The organism is Micromonospora sp. USAFONa4 (genome assembly GCF_057197825.1).
Genome location: NZ_CM170072.1, coordinates 5,782,121 through 5,799,636 on the forward strand (window position 1 = coordinate 5,782,121; position 17,516 = coordinate 5,799,636).

A 17,516-nucleotide genomic window follows, 5' to 3' on the forward strand; every position below is an offset into this window, starting at 1 on the left:
CGAACTTGTGGGGAGTCGCGTGGAAACGACGACCGAGGAAGCCGGCGAGCCCGGAGTCCTGCTCCTGGTGGGCTCCAGCGGCGGCCACCTGGCCCAACTGCTCGCCCTGCGCCCGTGGTACGAACGCTGGCGGCGGTGCTGGGTCACCTTCGACACACCCGAGGCGCTCTCGCTGCTGGCCGGCGAGGAGCTCGTCCCGGCGCACCACCCGACCACCCGCAACGTGCCGAACCTGCTGCGCAACGCCGTCCTCGCCTGGCGGGTGCTGCGGTCGCGCCGGGTCGCCGCGGTGGTGACCACCGGCGCCGGGGTGGCCGTCCCGTTCGTGGTGCTGGCCCGGCTCCGGCGCGTGCCGACCGTCTACATCGAGGTGTACGACCGCATCGACACCCCGACCCTGACCGCCCGGCTCTGCCGGCCGTTCCTCTCCGCGATGCTCGTGCAGTGGGACGAGCAGCGCCGCCAGTACCCGGAGGCCACCGTCGTGGGGACCCTGCTGTGAGCGCCGAGAGCACCGGAACCGCCCCCGCCCACCGCGTCGCCCCCGGTCGTCCCCGGCCCGCGCCCGCCACCCGGGTGCCCCGGCCGCGCGACTCCGGCGGCCTCGCACAGGCCCGGCTGCTGGTCGCCGTCGGCACCGACAAGCATCCGTTCGACCGCCTGGTCGGCTGGCTGGAGGAGTGGCATCCCGCCGTCGCCGAGGACGTCGGGCTGACCGTCCAGCATGGACACACCCGGGCCCCCGGGGTGCCCGGGGCGATGCCCTTCCTCGGCCACGACGAGCTGCAGACGGCGATGGCCGAGGCCGACCTCGTGGTCTGCCACGGCGGCCCCGCCACCATCCTGGAGGCCCGCCGGCACGGTCACCTGCCGATCGTCGTCCCACGGGACCCGACCCGGGGCGAACACGTCGACGACCACCAGCAGTTGTTCGCCCGTCGCCTGGGCGCGGCCGGCATGGTGGCGCTGGCCGAGACCCGGGAGGCGCTGTTCGAGGCGCTCACCGCGGGCCTCGCCGACCCGTCGCGGTTCGCCGTCGCGGCCGACCCGGACGCGTCCCGGGCGCGCCGCGAGGCGGTCGAGCAGGTGGGACGGATCGTGGAGGACCTGGTGGCCGCGTCGACCGGACGACGGCAGCGGACGAGGTGGCGGCCGTGGGCACGGCCGGCCCGGAACGGAGAGCGGCGATGACCGAACACCCGAGCGTGAGCGCGGTGGTGCCCACCCGGGACCGCCCGGAGCTGCTCCGGGCCGCCGTGCGCGCCATCCTCGACCAGGACCACCCCGGCCCGATCGAGGTGGTGGTGGTCTACGACCAGTCCGAGCCGGACGCCTCGCTGGCCGAGCTGTCCCGCCCGGACCGGCTGGTCCGGGTGATCCGCAACGAGCGCGCCCCCGGCCTGGCCGGCGCCCGCAACTCGGGCGTCCTGGCCGCCACCGGCGAACTCGTCGCCTTCTGCGACGACGACGACGAGTGGCTGCCCGGCAAGCTGCGGGCCCAGGTCGAGGCGCTCGCCGCCCACCCCGACGCGGAGTTCGTCAGCTGCGGCATCCGGGTCAGCTACGACGGGCACACCGTCGACCGGGCGCTGCCGAAGGACTCGGTCACCCTGGCCGACCTGCTGCGGGACCGGATGACGGAGCTGCACCCGTCGACCTTCCTGATCCGCGCCGCCGCGCTGCGCGACGGGTTCGGGCTGGTCGACGAGGAGATCCCGGGCAGCTACGCGGAGGACTACGAGTTCCTGCTCCGGGCCGCCCGCAGCGCGCCGCTGGTCAACCTGCGCACGCCGTACGTGCTGGTGCGCTGGCACAAGCGTTCCTACTTCGCGCAGCGCTGGGACACCATCTCCGAGGCGTTGCAGTGGCTGCTGGAGCGCTACCCCGAGTTCGGCACCCAGCCGGCCGGCGAGGCGCGGGTCACCGGGCAGATCGCCTTCGCCCGAGCCGCGTCCGGCGACCGGCGGGGCGCGATGCGCTGGGCCCGGCACACCATCCGGCGCAACCCGCGCGAGCCGCGGGCGTACCTGGCCCTCGCCGTGGCCGGGCGGATGGTCCGCGCCGACGCGGTGCTGCGTACCCTGCACAAGCGCGGCCGGGGCATCTGAGCCGCGTTCAGGGCCGGGTGCGTCGCTCCGCCGCGTCGAACGCGGGCGCGAGCGGGGCCAGCGCCGCGCGGAGCTGGTCGGGCAGCGAGCCGGAGGGCACGACCAGTCCTCCGGCTCCGAAGCCCTCGGCGGCTCCCGCGTTCCCGGCCGGCTGGAGCCAGCCCTCGAGCGCGATGCGCACCGCCGCGGCCACGCTTGCCGCGAGGACGCGGGCCGTGTGCGCTCCGGCGTCACCCAGGCGTCCGGCGATCGCTGCCGTGAGCGGGGGCTCGATGCCGGTGGTGGTGTCGAGGAACGCGTCGCGCAGCGCGGTCCGGGTGGTGATCAACAGCAGCACCTGGCGTTCGTGCTCGCCGGTGTTCGCGTACTGCTCGACCACCGCCTCGGTGACGACGTCGGCCAGGCGCGCTCCTGCGGGCCGGGCCGTGACCGCCGCCGCGATCCGCGCCTCCCGGTCGGCGGTGACGGCGGAGACGATCGCCTGCTCCCGGCTGGCGAAGTAGTTGTTGTAGGTGCGCGGCGAGACCCCGGCCGCCTCGGCGATGTCCTCGACCCGCACCTGGTCCGGTCCGTGCTGCACGGCCAGGCGCAGGGCCGCCTCGCGTAGCGCCTCGCGCGTGGCCTGCTTCTTCCGCTCCCGCAGCCCTGGTGGTGGTGGCGTCGTCACGGTGTCAGCGTCCCACGCAGGGCTACGCGCCCGCAAAGTTGCGCGAACGAAAACTTGCGTACGCGCACGTTTCCTGTCAGTCTCAACCCGACCGGGACGACGGAGAGGACGCCGCCATGCGCGCAAGAGGAATGACCTACGACACCGGATTCGTCGTGCACGGCCAGGTGTCCCGCGAGCACTTCGATCCTGCGGTGGTCCGGCGCGAGCTCGCCACCATCCGCGACGACCTGCACTGCAACGCGGTCCAGATCATCGGCGGCGACCCGGATCGACTGGAGCTGGCCGCCGGCGCCGCCGCCGAACTGGGCCTGGAGGTCTGGTTCTCGCCCTATCCGCTGGAGCTGGATCCGGAGCAGATCCTCACGCTCTTCCGCGACTGCGCCGAGCACGCGGAACGGCTCCGGCAGCAGGGGGCCGCAGTCGTGTTCGTCGCAGGGGTCGAGCTCAGCGTGATGAACCGCGGGTTCCTGCCCGGCGAGAGCCCCGAGGATCGGGTCGCGCGGCTGATGAGCCGACCCGAACGGCGGGCCGACGCCATCCGCGAACTCGGCGTGCGCATCAACGCGTTCCTCCGCGACGCCACGGCCACGGTCCGTGAGCGCTTCCATGGCAGGCTCACCTACGCATCCATCCAGTTCGAGCAGGTCGACTGGACCCCCTTCGACATCGTGGCGTTCGAGCTGATCCGCTCCGCCGAGGTCGCCGGCCGGTTCCGGGACGCGGTGCGCACCCTGGCCCGGGGCCCGAAGCCGCTCGCCATCACCGGGTTCGGCACCGCGGCCTACCGTGGCGCGGGAGACCGCGGCGGGCGGGTGCTGGAAGTGGTCGAGTACGACCCCGGGACCAGGGCCCCGGTCCGGCTCAACGGCGTGTACGAGCGGGACGAGGCCGGCCAGGCCAGCTATCTGAGCGAGCTCCTGGAGATCTTCGAGACCGAGGGCGTGGACAGCGCGTTCGTGTTCCTGTTCGCCCTGCCCGGCTACCCGCACCGCCCGGACGGCGACCCCAGGGACGACCTGGACCGGGCCAGCCTGGGCATCGTCAAGCTCCTCGAAGGACGCCGTGGGCAGACCTACCCCGACATGGAATGGGAGCCCAAGGCCGCCTTCGCGGCAGTGGCACAGCGCTATCGGAGGTGACCGGCCCGGAGCAGACGGAAGCGGCTGAGGCCGGGCCGGGCGGGCCACCCCGGCGGTCGCGGGCGGGCCGTGCCGCGTCCGCAGGGCGGGACGCGGCGGGCACCGCACGGCGGCGGCCACCGGGCGTGACAGACTGACCGCTGTGTTGCGCTGGTTGACTGCAGGGGAATCGCACGGTCCCGCCCTCGTCGCGATGCTCGAGGGCGTGCCCGCCGGCGTCGAGGTGACCACCGGGGACATCGCCGGTGAGCTGGCCCGGCGCCGGCTCGGCTACGGCCGGGGCGCGCGGATGTCGTTCGAGCAGGACGAGGTGGAGGTCATCGGCGGGCTGCGGCACGGGGCGACCCTCGGCAGCCCGGTCGCGATCCGCGTCGGCAACTCCGAGTGGCCCAAGTGGCGCACCGTGATGGCCGCCGACCCGGTCGACGCGGAGGAACTGGCCAGCCAGGCCCGCAACGCGCCACTCACCCGCCCCCGTCCGGGCCACGCCGACCTGGCCGGCATGCAGAAGTACGGCCACACCGACGCCCGGCCGATCCTGGAACGGGCCAGCGCGCGGGAGACCGCCGCCCGGGTCGCCGTCGGCACGGTCGCCAAGGCGCTGCTCCGGCAGGCCCTCGGCATCGAGATCGTCTCGCACGTGGTGGAGCTGGGCCCGGTCGCCGCCAAGCCGGGGCTGCGCCCCACGCCCGCCGACGCCGACCGCATCGACGCGGACCCGCTGCGCTGCCTCGACCCGGAGGCCAGCGCCCGGATGGTCGCCGAGGTCGACGCCGCGAAGAAGGCCGCCGACACCCTGGGTGGCGTGGTCGAGGTGCTGGCGTACGGGGTGCCGCCGGGCCTGGGCAGCCACGTGCAGTGGGACCGCAAGCTCGACGCCCGGCTCGCGACCGCCCTGATGTCGATCCAGGCCATCAAGGGCGTGGAGATCGGCGACGGCTGGCAGCAGGCGCGCTCCCGTGGCTCCGAGGCGCACGACGAGATCATCCCCACCGCCACCGGCGTACGCCGGGTCACCGACCGGGCCGGCGGGCTGGAGGGCGGCATCACCACCGGCGAGCCGCTGCGCGTGAAGGCCGCGATGAAGCCGATCTCGTCGCTCAACCGGGCCCTGGCGACGGTGGACGTCACCACCGGCGAGCCCGCCACCGCGATCAACCAGCGCTCGGACGTCTGCGCCGTGCCCGCCGCCGCCGTCGTCGCCGAGGCGATGGTGGCGCTGGTGCTGGCGGAGGCCGCCACCGAGAAGTTCGGCGGCGACTCGGTCGCCGAGATCCGCCGCAACCTGGCCGGCTACCTCGACGCCCTGGTGATCCGGTGAGCGCGGGCCGGCGGGCGGGGCGCGCGGCGGTTCGGCGGTGCCGCTGATGGCGCCGGTCTGCGTGCTGGTGGGGGCGCCCGGCTCGGGCAAGACCACCGTCGGGCTGGCGCTTGCCGAGCTGCTCGGCGTGGAGTTCCGCGACACCGACGTGGACATCGTGCGCCTGGCCGGCAAGCCGATCTCCGAGATCTTCATCGACGAGGGTGAGGACCACTTCCGTACCCTCGAACGGGCGGCCGTGGCAGCGGGACTGGCCTCGTGCGAGGGCGTGCTCGCCCTCGGCGGCGGCGCGATCCTCGCCGAGGAGAACCGCGCGGCCCTGGTCGGGCACCCCGTGGTCCACCTCTCCGTCGAGCTGTCCGACGCGGTGAAGCGGGTCGGGCTCGGCGGGGGCCGCCCGCTGCTGGCGATAAACCCCCGGGCGACGCTGAAGTACCTGCTGGACCAGCGCCGTCCCCTCTACGCCGAGGTGGCCACCGCCACGATCGTCACCGACGGGCGGGAACCGGCAGAGATCGCCGCCGAGATCGCCGCGCTCCTCAAGCGCTGAGCCGCCCGGCTCCTCGAAGGCTGGGCCGCCGCGATCTCGTGCAGGCGCCGCACCGGGGGCGTGGCCTCGCGTCGGGGGCCACGGGGACGAGGCGGGCGGCTACGGGACGGCGGGACGGCGCGAACGGGTGGCCACGAAGTGGACAGTTCCCACCTCGGATCGGGCGGCTGGACTAGGCTGCCGGCGATGGACGAGGTGACCCGGATCCCGGTCGGCGGCGAGCGCCCGTACGACGTGCTGGTGGGACGCGACCTGCTCGACGCGCTGCCCGGGCTGCTGCCGGACGCGACCCGGGTGGCGGTGCTGCACGCGCACCCGCTCCGGGAACTGGCCGACGCGATCGGCGGGCGGCTGCGCGCCGCCGGCGTCGCACCGCTGCTGATCGAGGTGCCGGACGCCGAGGCGGGCAAGCGCATCGACGTGGCGGCGACCTGCTGGGACCGGCTGGGCGAGGCGGGTTTCACCCGTACCGACGCGGTGGTGGGCGTCGGTGGCGGCGCGGTGACCGACCTGGCCGGCTTCGTCGCGGCCTGCTGGCTGCGGGGGGTGCGCTGGGTTCCGGTGGCGACCTCGCTGCTGGGCATGGTCGACGCGGCGGTGGGCGGCAAGACCGGGATCAACACGGCCGCCGGCAAGAACCTGGTCGGTGCGTTCCACCCGCCGGTCGGCGTCCTCGCCGACCTGACGACGCTGGACAGCCTCCCGCAGGCCGACCTCGCCGCCGGCCTGGCCGAGGTGGTCAAGTGCGGCTTCATCGCCGACCCGGTGATCCTCGACCTGGTGGAGCGGGACCGGGCGGCGGCCACCGACCCGACCGGCCCGGTGACCCGCGAGCTGATCGAGCGGGCGATCCGGGTGAAGTCCGACGTGGTCTCGGGCGACCTGCGCGAGTCGGGTGTGCGGGAGGTGCTCAACTACGGTCACACCCTGGCCCACGCCATCGAGAAGGCGGAGGACTACCGCTGGCGGCACGGCCACGCCGTGTCGGTCGGCGTCGTCTACGCCGGTGAGTTGGCCCGACTGGCCGGGCGGCTGGACGCTCCCACCGCCGAGCGGCACCGGACGGCCATGGCGGCGCTCGGCCTGCCCACCAGCTATCCCGCCCAGGCCTGGCCCGGACTGCTCGCCACGATGCGGGTGGACAAGAAGGCCCGGGGCAACCAACTGCGTTTCGTCGTGCTGGACGGGCTGGCCCGGCCGGCGATCCTGGAGGGCCCGGACGACGAGCTGCTGGAGGCGGCCTACCGCGAGGTGGCCGCGTGAAGGTCCACGTGCTGAACGGGCCGAACCTCGGCCGGCTCGGCACCCGACAGCCGGACGTCTACGGGGCGACCAGCTACGCGGACCTGGTGGCGCTCTGCGAGTCGACCGGGCGGGAGCTCGGCCTGGACGTGACGGTCCGGCAGACCGACGCGGAGCACGAGCTGCTGGCCTGGCTGCACGCCGCCGCCGACGAGGGCGCCGCCGTGGTGCTCAACCCCGCCGCCTGGTCGCACTACTCGTACGCGGTCCGGGACGCCTGCGCCATGCTGCGCGGGCCGCTGGTCGAGGTGCACATCTCCAACATCCACGCCCGCGAGGAGTTCCGGCACCACTCGGTGGTGTCGGCGGTGGCGACCGGGGTGATCTGCGGCCTCGGCGTCGACGGCTACCGCCTGGCCCTGCACCACCTGGCCGCCCTGATCCGCTGACCCCCGGTTGCCCTAGCGTCCCGCGCCCGCTCCGTCCGTCCTGCCCGTCCTGCCCGTCGCGTGCGGGAGCGGCGATATGAGTGCCAGTGGCGCGCTCTGCGCTTCAGCTGTCGTGACGGTGAGTGACATCTCTCCTCGTTGCTGTCAGTGACCGCTTCTGCGGCTCGTGCTCTCTGCCCTTCCGGCGCTTTGCTCTGCATCCGAATACGCACCACGGGGCTGAGCTGGTATTTCTTGTCGGCGGCGAATCGTGGCCGGAGGCGACAAAGTCACCATGCGTAACTGGTGCGTCCGTGGGCGCAGAGCAAAGGGAGGGTGGAGGGGTTCTGCCGGAGAGCGCGGCGGCTTACGGAGTGTGAGCGCCGGCGTGCGTTGTCGCCGGCAACCCCGCAAGGTGGCTGGGCTGGCGGCTCGGCCGGCGGGGCAGCGGTGGCTGGGCGGCGCGGTGACGCGGCTGTGTCGGCTGCGGCTCGGCCGGTCGGCGGGCAATCAGTGGCGGGTTCGGCGGGGCAACTGCGGCGGCGGCGGAGAACGGCATGGCACGGCGGAAAGCGTCGCGAGCGGGCGGCGGGAGAGTGGCGGAAGCGCGGCGGAAAGTCGGCGGAAGGGAGGTGGGAGGGCGGTGGGAAGGGCGGCGGAAGGAAAGGTGGGAGGGCGGCGGAAAGGGCGGGCGGGAGGGCGGTGGGAAGCGGCGGACAGCGGCGTTCGGCGCAACTAGTAGACTTGCCAGGTCTGTCCGCCAATTGATGATCAAGGCAGGAAATGGCCACCACCAACGACCTGAAGAACGGCCTGGTACTCAACCTCGACGGAGAACTCTGGGCCGTCGTCGAGTTCCAGCACGTCAAGCCCGGTAAGGGTGGTGCGTTCGTGCGTACCACGCTGAAGAACGTGCTGTCCGGCAAGGTGGTCGACAAGACCTTCAACGCGGGCACCAAGGTCGAGACCGCGACCGTGGACAAGCGCACCATGCAGTACCTCTACGCCGACGGCGAGGACTACGTCTTCATGGACCTGGAGACGTTCGACCAGATCAACGTGCCGGGTGCCACCGTCGGCGACGCGGCGAACTACCTGCTGCCCGAGGCTGAGGCGACCGTGGCCACCCACGAGGGTGTCCCGCTCTACATCGAGCTTCCGACCAGCGTCGTGCTGGAGGTCACCTACACCGAGCCGGGCCTGCAGGGCGACCGGTCGACCGGCGGCAACAAGCCGGCCACCGTCGAGACCGACGCGACGGTCCAGGTGCCGCTCTTCATCACCACCGGCGAGAAGATCAAGGTCGACACCCGCGACGGCCGTTACCTCGGCCGCGCCTGATGGCCGAGGGCCCCAAGCAGCAGATGCCTGCGCGCCGCAAGGCGCGTAAGCGGGCGCTGGACGTGCTCTTCGAGGCCGACCTGCGGGACCGCCCGCCGGTCGAGGTGCTCGCCGGCTACATCGAGCGGATCGAGAAGCCCCGACCCGAGCACCTGGGATACGCGGTGAGCCTCGTCGAGGGCGTGGCCGCCCACCTCGACCGGATCGACGAGGTGATCGCCAGCTACGCCGAGGGGTGGACGCTGGACCGGATGCCGGCGGTCGACCGCAACCTCGCCCGGATCGCGGTCTACGAGCTGCTCTACGTCGACGAGATCGACGACGCGGTGGCCATCAGCGAGGCCGTCGAGCTGGCCCGGCAGATGTCGACCGACGACTCGCCGCGCTTCCTCAACGGCATCCTCGGCCGCATCGCCGAGTACGCCACCCGCTGACGCGGCGCACGTCACACCCAGACGTGCGTCACAGCCGGTGTGCCCAACAGGCGGGACGCGACACGAACGACGACGATGAGAGGGGCCCGTGCCGGACGGCACGGGCCCCTCTCGCGTTCCTGGTCAGCTGGCGAAGAACGCCCGCGGGTCGGCGACCAGCACGCCGTGCTCGGTGAGCCGCTCGATCAGGCCGGACGGCGAGGCGTCGTACACGATCGCGAGCGCGCGCAGGTCGTCGGCGCGGATGGAGAGCACGCGGCCGTTGTAGTCACCGCGCTGCTGCTGGATGGCACGCGCGTACCGGGCGACGTAGGCGAGGTCCTCGGAGGCCTCGTCGTAGAGCCGCTCCAGGTCGAGGACGATCTTGCTGGTGGGCTCGTGGCGAACCCCGCTGCCGTCGGGCAGCAGCTCCGAGACGGGAACGCGGTAGAAGTCGGCAAGCTCGGCCAGGCGCGACACCGTGACGGCGCGGTCGCCGCGCTCGTAGGAGCCGACCACCACCGCCTTCCACCGCCCGTTCGACTTCTCCTCCACGCCCTGCAGGGACAGGCCCTGCTGCTGGCGGATGGAGCGCAGGCGGGCGCCCAGAGACTTGGCGTATTCAGAGGGCATTAAACACTCCCAGTGCTGCTCGGGGTTCTCCCAGCGATCGCTACGGAGCGTGACGGTACGGGGATTGGCACAACTGGTCAAGTGGTCGTGACCTTACCGTTGGGATCACCGGGGGAGTTGTCCCCATTTCGCCGGGCTGACCAGGGGGTCAGTGGCCGGCGGCGGTCGGTGCGGTGACCACTGGTAACGTGGCGGGAAGCCCCGGTCCGGGCCGCTCGCGTCCCGGTGCCGGCATCCGACGTCCTTTAACGACCCGTCCCGTGAGGCGGGGAAGGAGGTCCGCCGTGGCCTACCCACCTGCTGCCCAGTCGTCGCCGCCGCGACAACCCTCGGTGAAGGTGATCCTCGCCAGCGCCGACGTCCAGCGCGTGATCGACCGCATCGCCCACCAGATCCTGGAGAAGACCCAGGGCGCCGCGGACACCGTGCTGCTGGGCATCCCCACCCGGGGCGCCCCGCTCGCGAAGCGGCTCGCCGCCCGGATCAGCACCTTCGAGGACGTGACCGTCCCGGTCGGCGTGCTCGACATCACCCTCTACCGCGACGACCTGCGCCGGCACGCCACCCGCGCGGTCGGGCCGACCCAGGTGCCGCCCGGCGGCATCGACGGCAAGCGGGTCGTCCTCGTCGACGACGTGCTCTTCTCCGGCCGCACGGTGCGGGCCGCGCTCGACGCGCTCAACGACGTCGGGCGGCCGGCGTCCGTCCAGCTCGCCGTCCTGGTCGACCGCGGCCACCGCGAGCTGCCGATCCGCGCCGACTACGTCGGCAAGAACATCCCGACGTCCCTGGCGGAGAGCGTGAAGGTCACCCTCGCGGAGACCGACGGCACCGACGAGGTCAGGCTGTACGGGGGGACTCCCTCATGATCAGGCACCTGCTCTCCGGCGCCGACCTGGACGCCGCCACCGCCACCGAGATCCTGGACACGGCCGCCGAGATGGCCACGGTCGCCGGCCGGGAGGTCAAGAAGCTCCCCGCGCTGCGCGGGCGCACCGTGGTGAACCTCTTCTACGAGGACTCCACCCGCACCCGGATCTCGTTCGAGGCGGCGGCGAAGCGGCTCAGCGCCGACGTGATCAACTTTTCGGCCAAGGGCTCCAGCGTGACCAAGGGCGAGAGCCTGAAGGACACCGCGCTGACGCTCCAGGCGATGGGGGCCGACGCCGTGGTCGTCCGGCACCCCGCCTCCGGCGCCCCGCACCGGCTCGCCGACTGGGTCGACGGCTCGGTGGTCAACGCCGGCGACGGCACCCACGAACACCCGACCCAGGCGCTGCTCGACGCGTACACGATGCGCTCCCGGCTGGGGCGGCTGGCCGGCCTGTCGGTCGCGGTGGTCGGGGACGTCCTGCACAGCCGGGTGGCCCGCTCGAACGTCCTGCTGCTGTCCACGCTCGGCGCCAAGGTGACCCTGGTCGGGCCGCCGACGCTGATCCCCGTCCACATCGCGCAGGCGCTCGCGCCCGGCACCGACGTCTCCTACGACCTCGACGCGGTGCTGCCGCAGTCGGACGTGGTGATGATGCTGCGGGTGCAGCGCGAGCGGATGAACGCCTCCTACTTCCCGTCCGCCCGCGAGTACGCCCGCCGCTACGGCCTGGACGGCCCGCGGATGCGCCGGCTGCCCGAGCACGCGATCGTCATGCACCCCGGACCGATGAACCGGGGGATGGAGATCACGCCCGAGGTGGCCGACTCGCCCCGCTCCACCATCGTCGAACAGGTCGCCAACGGGGTCTCCGTGCGGATGGCCGTCCTCTATCTGCTGCTCGGGGGGAACAACCGGTGAGCTCGTACCTGATCTCCAACGTCAGCGTCGTCGGCGCCGCGCCGACCGACGTGCTCATCCGCGACGGCGTCGTCGCGGCCGTCGGCGCCGGGCTGGACGCGCCGGAGGCGACAGTCGTCGACGGCACCGGGCTGGTCGCCCTGCCCGGCCTCGTCGACCTGCACACCCACCTGCGCGAGCCCGGCCGGGAGGACGCCGAGACCGTCGAGTCCGGTTCCCGGGCGGCGGCGCTCGGTGGCTACACCGCGGTCTGCGCGATGGCCAACACCTCGCCGGTGGCCGACACCGCCGGCGTGGTCGAGCAGGTCTGGCGCCTCGGCCGGGAGGCCGGGCTGGTGGACGTGCAGCCGATCGGCGCGGTCACCGTCGGCCTGGCCGGCGAGCACCTCGCCGAGCTGGGCGCGATGGCCGACTCTGCGGCCCGGGTACGGATCTTCTCCGACGACGGGCACTGCGTCGCCGACCCGAGGCTGATGCGCCGGGCGCTGGAGTACGTGAAGGCGTTCGACGGGATCATCGCCCAGCACGCCGAGGAGCCCCGGCTCACCGAGGGCGCACAGATGCACGAGGGCGAGGTCTCGACCCGGCTGGGCCTGACCGGCTGGCCGGCGGTCGCCGAGGAGGCGATCATCGCCCGGGACGTGCTGCTCGCCGAGCACGTCGGCAGCCGCCTGCACGTGTGCCACGTCTCCACCGCCGGCAGCGTGGAGGTGCTGCGCCAGGCCAAGGCCCGGGGCGTCCGGGTCACCGCCGAGGTCACCCCGCACCACCTGCTGCTCACCGACTCCCGGGCCGAGACCTACGACCCGGTCTACAAGGTCAACCCACCGCTGCGTACCGCGGCCGACGTCGCCGCGCTGCGCGCGGCCCTGGTCGAGGGCGTGATCGACATCGTCGCCACCGACCACGCCCCGCACGCGGTGGAGGACAAGGAGTGCGAGTGGGCGTACGCCCGGCCGGGCATGCTCGGCCTGGAGACGGCGCTGTCGATCGCCCTCGACGTGCTCGGCCCGCAGTGGGACCTGATCGCCGAGCGGATGTCGCGCACCCCGGCCCGGATCGCCGGGCTGGAGGGGCACGGCCTCGACCCGGCGCCCGGCGTGCCGGCGAACCTGACCCTGGTCGACCCGGCCGCCCGCCGCACCATCGAGCCGGCGGAGCTGGCCAGCCGTAGCCGCAACACCCCGTACGCCCGCATGACGCTGCCGGGTCGCATCGTGGCGACCTTCCTGCGCGGCGAGCCGACGGTCCTGGACGGAAAGGCTGTTCTATGACGAAGCGGAGGCCCGCGATCCTCGTGTTGGAGGACGGGCGCACGTTCCACGGTGAGGCGTACGGCAGCGTCGGGGAGACCTTCGGCGAGGCGGTCTTCAACACCGGCATGACCGGCTACCAGGAGACGTTGACCGACCCGTCCTACCACCGTCAGGTGGTGGTGCAGACCGCCCCGCACATCGGCAACACCGGCGTCAACGGCGAGGACGACGAGTCGGGCCGCATCTGGGTCGCCGGCTACGTGGTTCGCGACCCGGCCCGGATCGGCTCGAACTGGCGGGCCACCGGCGGGCTGGAGGAGCGGCTGGCCGCCGAGGGCGTGGTCGGCGTCAGCGGCGTGGACACCCGGGCGCTGACCCGGCACCTGCGCGAGCGCGGCGCCATGCGGGTCGGCATCTCCAGCGTCGAGAGCGACCCGCGGGCGCTGCTGGCCCGGGTGCGGCAGGCCCCGGAGATGGTCGGCGCGGACCTCTCCGCCGAGGTCACCACCGAGAAGCCGTACGTGGTCCGGGCCGAGGGCGAGCACCGGTTCACGGTCGCCGCGCTGGACCTGGGCATCAAGCGCAACGTCCCGCGCCGGCTCGCCGCCCGCGGGGTCACCACGCACGTGCTGCCGGCCGCCTCCACCATCGACGACCTGCTCGCCACCGGCGCGGACGCGGTCTTCTTCTCGCCCGGCCCGGGTGACCCGGCCACCGCCGACGCGCCGGTGGCCCTGGCGCGGGAGGTGCTCAGCCGCAGGATCCCGCTCTTCGGCATCTGCTTCGGCAGCCAGATCCTCGGCCGGGCGCTCGGCTTCGGCACCTACAAGCTCGGCTACGGCCACCGGGGCATCAACCAGCCGGTGCTCGACCGGGTCACCGGCAAGGTCGAGGTGACCAGCCACAACCACGGCTTCGCCGTCCAGGTGCCGGGCGCCGTGGCCGGGGCGGTCGTACCCGACCAGGTGATCGAGACCGAGTTCGGTGGCGTCCAGGTGTCACACGTCTGCCTCAATGACAACGTGGTCGAGGGGCTGCGGGCGAAGGACGTGCCCGCCTTCACCGTCCAGTACCACCCGGAGGCGGCGGCCGGCCCGCACGACGCGGACTACCTCTTCGACCGCTTCGCCGAGCTCATCGAGGGCCGGACCCAGAGCGAGGGGCGCACACATGCCTAAGCGGACCGATCTCAAGCACATCCTGGTGATCGGCTCCGGGCCGATCGTGATCGGGCAGGCCTGCGAGTTCGACTACTCCGGCACCCAGGCCTGCCGGGTGCTGCGCAGCGAGGGGATCCGGGTCAGCCTGGTCAACTCGAACCCGGCGACGATCATGACGGACCCCGAGTTCGCCGACGCCACGTACGTCGAGCCGATCACCCCGGAGTTCGTCGAGCTGGTGATCGCCAAGGAGCGCCCCGACGCGATCCTGCCCACCCTCGGCGGGCAGACCGCGCTGAACACCGCGGTCGCCCTGCACGAGGCCGGCGTGCTCGACAAGTACGGCGTGGAGCTGATCGGCGCCAACATCGAGGCGATCAACCGCGGCGAGGACCGACAGCTGTTCAAGGACATCGTCGCCAAGGCCGGCGTACGCCTGGGGCTCGACGACCCGACGGGCCTGGTGCCCCGCTCCCGGGTCTGCCACTCGATGGCGGAGGTCGAGGCGACGGTCGCCGAGCTGGGCCTGCCGGTGGTGATCCGGCCGTCGTTCACCATGGGCGGTCTCGGCTCCGGCATGGCGCACACCCCGGAGGACCTGGCCCGCATCGCCGGCGACGGGCTGGCCGCCAGCCCGGTGCACGAGGTGCTCATCGAGGAGAGCGTGCTCGGCTGGAAGGAGTACGAGCTCGAACTGATGCGCGACCGGCACGACAACGTCGTGGTGGTCTGCTCGATCGAGAACGTCGACCCGATGGGCGTGCACACCGGCGACAGCGTCACCGTCGCCCCGGCCATGACGCTCACCGACCGCGAGTACCAGCAGCTGCGCGACCTGGGCATCGCGGTGCTGCGCGAGGTCGGGGTGGACACCGGCGGCTGCAACATCCAGTTCGCCGTGAACCCGGCCGACGGCCGGATCGTGGTGATCGAGATGAACCCCCGGGTGTCCCGGTCGTCGGCGCTGGCCTCGAAGGCCACCGGCTTCCCGATCGCGAAGATCGCCGCCAAGCTGGCCATCGGCTACACCCTCGACGAGATCCCCAACGACATCACCCTGAAGACCCCGGCGGCGTTCGAGCCGACCCTGGACTACGTGGTGGTGAAGATCCCCCGGTTCGCGTTCGAGAAGTTCCCGGGCGCCGACCCGGAGCTGACCACCACCATGAAGTCCGTCGGCGAGGCGATGAGCCTGGGCCGCAACTTCAGCGAGGCGCTGAACAAGGCGATGCGGTCGCTGGAGACGAAGGCGGGCGGGTTCTGGACGCTGCCCGACCCGGCCGGCGCGACGAAGGAGAACACCCTCGCCGCGCTGGGGATGCCGCACGACGGCCGGCTCTACACCGTCGAGCGGGCGCTGCGTCTCGGCGCCTCGATCGCCGAGGTCACCGCCGCGTCGGGCGGGATCGACCCGTGGTTCCTGGACCAGATCGCCGCCCTCGTCGAGCTGCGCGCGGAGATCGTGGACGCCCCGGTGCTCGACGCCGAGCTGCTGCGCCGCGCCAAGCGGGCCGGCCTGTCGGACCGGCAGCTGGCCGCGCTGCGTCCGGAGCTGGCCGCCGAGGACGGCGTACGGACGCTGCGGCACCGCCTCGACGTCCGCCCGGTCTACAAGACGGTGGACACCTGCGCCGCCGAGTTCGAGGCGACCACGCCCTACCACTACTCGACGTACGACCAGGAGACGGAGGTCGTGCCGTCGGCCCGGCCGAAGGTGATGATCCTGGGTTCCGGGCCGAACCGGATCGGCCAGGGCATCGAGTTCGACTACTCGTGCGTGCACGCGGTGCAGGCGTTGCGGAGCGCGCCGGTCGGCGCCGCCGTCCCGGCCGCCGCGGGCGCGGGTTCCGCCTCCGGCGCTGCGGGTGCCGGTTTCGAAACCGTGATGGTCAACTGCAACCCGGAGACCGTCTCCACCGACTACGACACCGCCGACCGGCTCTACTTCGAGCCGCTCACCTTCGAGGACGTGCTGGAGGTCTGGCACGCCGAGGACTCCTCCGGCAGGGCGGCCGGCGGGCCGGGCGTGGTCGGGGTGATCGTCCAGCTCGGCGGGCAGACCCCGCTGGGCCTGGCGCAGCGGCTGAAGGACGCGGGCGTGCCGGTCGTCGGCACCTCGCCGGAGTCGATCCACCTGGCCGAGGAGCGGGGCGCGTTCGGGGCGGTGCTGGCCCGGGCCGGGCTGCGCGCGCCGGCGCACGGCATGGCCACCTCGTACGACGAGGCGAAGGCGATCGCCGACGAGATCGGCTACCCGGTGCTGGTCCGGCCGTCGTACGTGCTGGGCGGGCGGGGCATGGAGATCGTCTACGACGACGCCACGCTGCGTGACTACATCGGGCGGGCCACCGAGATCTCGCCGGACCACCCGGTGCTTGTCGACCGCTTCCTCGACGACGCCATCGAGATCGACGTGGACGCGCTCTGCGACGCCGACGGCGAGGTCTACCTCGGCGGGGTGATGGAGCACATCGAGGAGGCCGGCATCCACTCCGGCGACTCGTCCTGCGCGCTGCCGCCGATCACCCTGGCGGGCTCGCACGTGGCCCAGGTGCGCCGCTACACCGAGGCGATCGCCCGGGGCGTCGGCGTGCGGGGCCTGCTCAACGTGCAGTACGCGCTGAAGGACGACGTGCTCTACGTGCTGGAGGCGAACCCGCGGGCGTCCCGGACGGTGCCCTTCGTCTCCAAGGCGACGGCGGTGCCGCTGGCGAAGGCGGCGGCCCGGATCGCGCTGGGCGCCACCATCGCCGAGCTGCGCGCCGAGGGGCTGCTCCCGGCGACCGGGGACGGCGGTTCGCTGCCGGCCGGCGCCCCGATCGCGGTCAAGGAGGCGGTGCTGCCGTTCAAGCGGTTCCGCACCCCCACCGGCAAGGGCGTGGACTCGCTGCTCGGCCCGGAGATGAAGTCCACGGGCGAGGTGATGGGCATCGACACCGCCTTCGGGCACGCCTTCGCCAAGTCGCAGTCGGCCGCGTACGGCTCGCTGCCGACCGCCGGGAAGATCTTCGTCTCGGTCGCCAACCGGGACAAGCGCGGCATGATCTTCCCGATCAAGCGCCTGGCCGACCTGGGGTTCGAGATCGTCGCCACCACCGGCACGGCCGAGGTGCTGCGCCGGCACGGCATCGCCTGCGAGCAGATCCGCAAGCACTACGAGTCCGGCGGGGGCGAGGACGCGGTGTCGCTGATCCTCGGCGGCGACGTGGCGCTGGTGATCAACACGCCGCAGGGCTCGGGCGCCAGCGCCCGCTCGGACGGCTACGAGATCCGCAGCGCCGCCGTCACGGCGGACATCCCGTGCATCACCACGGTGCCGGGCGCGGCGGCGGCGGTGATGGGCATCGAGGCGCGGATCCGGGGCGACATGCAGGTCCGCCCGCTCCAGGAGCTGCACGCCGCCCTCCGAGCCGCCGAATGACCCCCCACCCCCGCCCCCGCCCGTACGCGTTGATCATGAAGT

Annotated in this window: 17 protein-coding genes; 15 read left to right on the forward strand and 2 right to left on the reverse strand. The window is 73.0% G+C overall.

Annotated elements, in window-relative coordinates; translation table 11 throughout:
- The first annotated feature begins 19 nt into the window (after positions 1 to 19).
- The 3 genes from AC0OO9_RS25480 to AC0OO9_RS25490 all read left to right on the forward strand — a co-directional run bounded on the left by AC0OO9_RS25480 (position 20) and on the right by AC0OO9_RS25490 (position 2,108).
- Complete coding sequence (locus AC0OO9_RS25480) at positions 20 to 502, forward strand: UDP-N-acetylglucosamine--LPS N-acetylglucosamine transferase (RefSeq protein ID WP_311414437.1); 483 nt, start codon at positions 20 to 22, stop codon at positions 500 to 502.
- A gap of 74 nt (positions 503 to 576) precedes the next feature.
- A complete protein-coding gene (locus AC0OO9_RS25485) occupies positions 577 to 1,191 on the forward strand; it encodes a glycosyltransferase (RefSeq protein ID WP_484518042.1) in 615 nt (204 codons plus the stop codon).
- Positions 1,188 to 2,108: a glycosyltransferase family 2 protein gene (locus AC0OO9_RS25490; RefSeq protein ID WP_151457204.1), complete on the forward strand. Its 921-nt coding sequence runs from the start codon at positions 1,188 to 1,190 to the stop codon at positions 2,106 to 2,108. The genes AC0OO9_RS25485 and AC0OO9_RS25490 overlap by 4 nt, the downstream gene beginning before the upstream one ends.
- Positions 2,109 to 2,115: 7 nt before the next feature.
- Here the strand turns inward: AC0OO9_RS25490 and AC0OO9_RS25495 are convergent, their stop codons facing one another.
- Positions 2,116 to 2,775 carry a TetR/AcrR family transcriptional regulator gene (locus tag AC0OO9_RS25495; protein WP_484512931.1) on the reverse strand — a complete coding sequence of 220 codons (660 nt, stop codon included), beginning with the start codon at positions 2,773 to 2,775 and terminating at the stop codon, positions 2,116 to 2,118.
- A 116-nt stretch (positions 2,776 to 2,891) separates the two neighbouring features.
- Here AC0OO9_RS25495 and AC0OO9_RS25500 point away from each other — a divergent pair, with 116 nt between their 5' ends.
- From AC0OO9_RS25500 to nusB, 7 genes are all read left to right on the forward strand, one after another.
- The gene (locus AC0OO9_RS25500; protein WP_484512932.1) at positions 2,892 to 3,917 is read left to right on the forward strand and encodes a hypothetical protein; all 1,026 of its coding nucleotides are present in this window, start codon (positions 2,892 to 2,894) and stop codon (positions 3,915 to 3,917) included.
- Positions 3,918 to 4,059: 142 nt separating this feature from the next.
- A complete protein-coding gene (gene aroC / locus AC0OO9_RS25505) occupies positions 4,060 to 5,238 on the forward strand; it encodes a chorismate synthase (RefSeq protein WP_421458266.1) in 1,179 nt (392 codons plus the stop codon).
- Positions 5,239 to 5,284: 46 nt separating this feature from the next.
- On the forward strand, positions 5,285 to 5,788 hold the full coding sequence (locus AC0OO9_RS25510) for a shikimate kinase (protein WP_484518043.1): 504 nt from the start codon (positions 5,285 to 5,287) through the stop codon (positions 5,786 to 5,788).
- 186 nt (positions 5,789 to 5,974) lie between these two features.
- Complete coding sequence (gene aroB, locus AC0OO9_RS25515; RefSeq protein WP_421458269.1) at positions 5,975 to 7,051, forward strand: 3-dehydroquinate synthase; 1,077 nt, start codon at positions 5,975 to 5,977, stop codon at positions 7,049 to 7,051.
- Entirely contained in the window at positions 7,048 to 7,479 is a 432-nt protein-coding gene (gene aroQ, locus AC0OO9_RS25520) for a type II 3-dehydroquinate dehydratase (RefSeq protein WP_132240162.1), read from the forward strand. The genes aroB and aroQ overlap by 4 nt, the downstream gene beginning before the upstream one ends.
- A 762-nt stretch (positions 7,480 to 8,241) precedes the next feature.
- Complete coding sequence (gene efp, locus AC0OO9_RS25525) at positions 8,242 to 8,799, forward strand: elongation factor P (RefSeq protein ID WP_132240163.1); 558 nt, start codon at positions 8,242 to 8,244, stop codon at positions 8,797 to 8,799.
- 23 nt (positions 8,800 to 8,822) lie between these two features.
- Positions 8,823 to 9,233, forward strand: coding sequence for a transcription antitermination factor NusB (nusB, locus tag AC0OO9_RS25530; RefSeq protein WP_172896683.1), 411 nt, complete (start codon positions 8,823 to 8,825; stop codon positions 9,231 to 9,233).
- Positions 9,234 to 9,356: 123 nt separating this feature from the next.
- Here nusB and bldD read toward each other — a convergent pair whose 3' ends face one another.
- Entirely contained in the window at positions 9,357 to 9,845 is a 489-nt protein-coding gene (gene bldD, locus AC0OO9_RS25535) for a transcriptional regulator BldD (RefSeq protein ID WP_013285505.1), read from the reverse strand.
- Between the two features lie 284 nt (positions 9,846 to 10,129).
- Here bldD and pyrR point away from each other — a divergent pair, with 284 nt between their 5' ends.
- From pyrR to carB, 5 genes are read left to right on the forward strand one after another with little or no spacing between them, the layout of a single operon-like run.
- Positions 10,130 to 10,714, forward strand: coding sequence for a bifunctional pyr operon transcriptional regulator/uracil phosphoribosyltransferase PyrR (gene pyrR / locus AC0OO9_RS25540; RefSeq protein ID WP_393166913.1), 585 nt, complete (start codon positions 10,130 to 10,132; stop codon positions 10,712 to 10,714).
- Positions 10,711 to 11,637 (forward strand): aspartate carbamoyltransferase catalytic subunit, encoded by a 927-nt coding sequence (locus AC0OO9_RS25545; RefSeq protein ID WP_121395245.1) that lies wholly within the window; start codon positions 10,711 to 10,713, stop codon positions 11,635 to 11,637. The genes pyrR and AC0OO9_RS25545 overlap by 4 nt, the downstream gene beginning before the upstream one ends.
- Positions 11,634 to 12,911 (forward strand): dihydroorotase, encoded by a 1,278-nt coding sequence (locus AC0OO9_RS25550; protein ID WP_132240166.1) that lies wholly within the window; start codon positions 11,634 to 11,636, stop codon positions 12,909 to 12,911. Before AC0OO9_RS25545 ends, AC0OO9_RS25550 begins: the two co-directional genes overlap by 4 nt.
- Positions 12,908 to 14,071, forward strand: coding sequence for a glutamine-hydrolyzing carbamoyl-phosphate synthase small subunit (gene carA / locus AC0OO9_RS25555; RefSeq protein ID WP_484512935.1), 1,164 nt, complete (start codon positions 12,908 to 12,910; stop codon positions 14,069 to 14,071). Before AC0OO9_RS25550 ends, carA begins: the two co-directional genes overlap by 4 nt.
- Positions 14,064 to 17,474 (forward strand): carbamoyl-phosphate synthase large subunit, encoded by a 3,411-nt coding sequence (carB, locus tag AC0OO9_RS25560; protein WP_484512937.1) that lies wholly within the window; start codon positions 14,064 to 14,066, stop codon positions 17,472 to 17,474. Before carA ends, carB begins: the two co-directional genes overlap by 8 nt.
- Positions 17,475 to 17,516: the final 42 nt, after the last annotated feature.

Excerpts from the sequence above, each read along its gene's own strand:
- AC0OO9_RS25490 (WP_151457204.1), top strand. The coding sequence starts at position 1,188 with ATGACCGAACACCCGAGCGTGAGCGCGGTGGTGCCCACCCGGGACCGC.
- AC0OO9_RS25500 (WP_484512932.1), top strand. The coding sequence starts at position 2,892 with ATGCGCGCAAGAGGAATGACCTACGACACCGGATTCGTCGTGCACGGC.
- AC0OO9_RS25510 (WP_484518043.1), top strand. The coding sequence starts at position 5,285 with ATGGCGCCGGTCTGCGTGCTGGTGGGGGCGCCCGGCTCGGGCAAGACC.
- aroB (WP_421458269.1), top strand. The coding sequence starts at position 5,975 with ATGGACGAGGTGACCCGGATCCCGGTCGGCGGCGAGCGCCCGTACGAC.
- efp (WP_132240163.1), top strand. The coding sequence starts at position 8,242 with ATGGCCACCACCAACGACCTGAAGAACGGCCTGGTACTCAACCTCGAC.
- nusB (WP_172896683.1), top strand. The coding sequence starts at position 8,823 with ATGCCTGCGCGCCGCAAGGCGCGTAAGCGGGCGCTGGACGTGCTCTTC.
- bldD (WP_013285505.1), bottom strand. The coding sequence starts at position 9,845 with ATGCCCTCTGAATACGCCAAGTCTCTGGGCGCCCGCCTGCGCTCCATC.
- AC0OO9_RS25545 (WP_121395245.1), top strand. The coding sequence starts at position 10,711 with ATGATCAGGCACCTGCTCTCCGGCGCCGACCTGGACGCCGCCACCGCC.
- carA (WP_484512935.1), top strand. The coding sequence starts at position 12,908 with ATGACGAAGCGGAGGCCCGCGATCCTCGTGTTGGAGGACGGGCGCACG.
- carB (WP_484512937.1), top strand. The coding sequence starts at position 14,064 with ATGCCTAAGCGGACCGATCTCAAGCACATCCTGGTGATCGGCTCCGGG.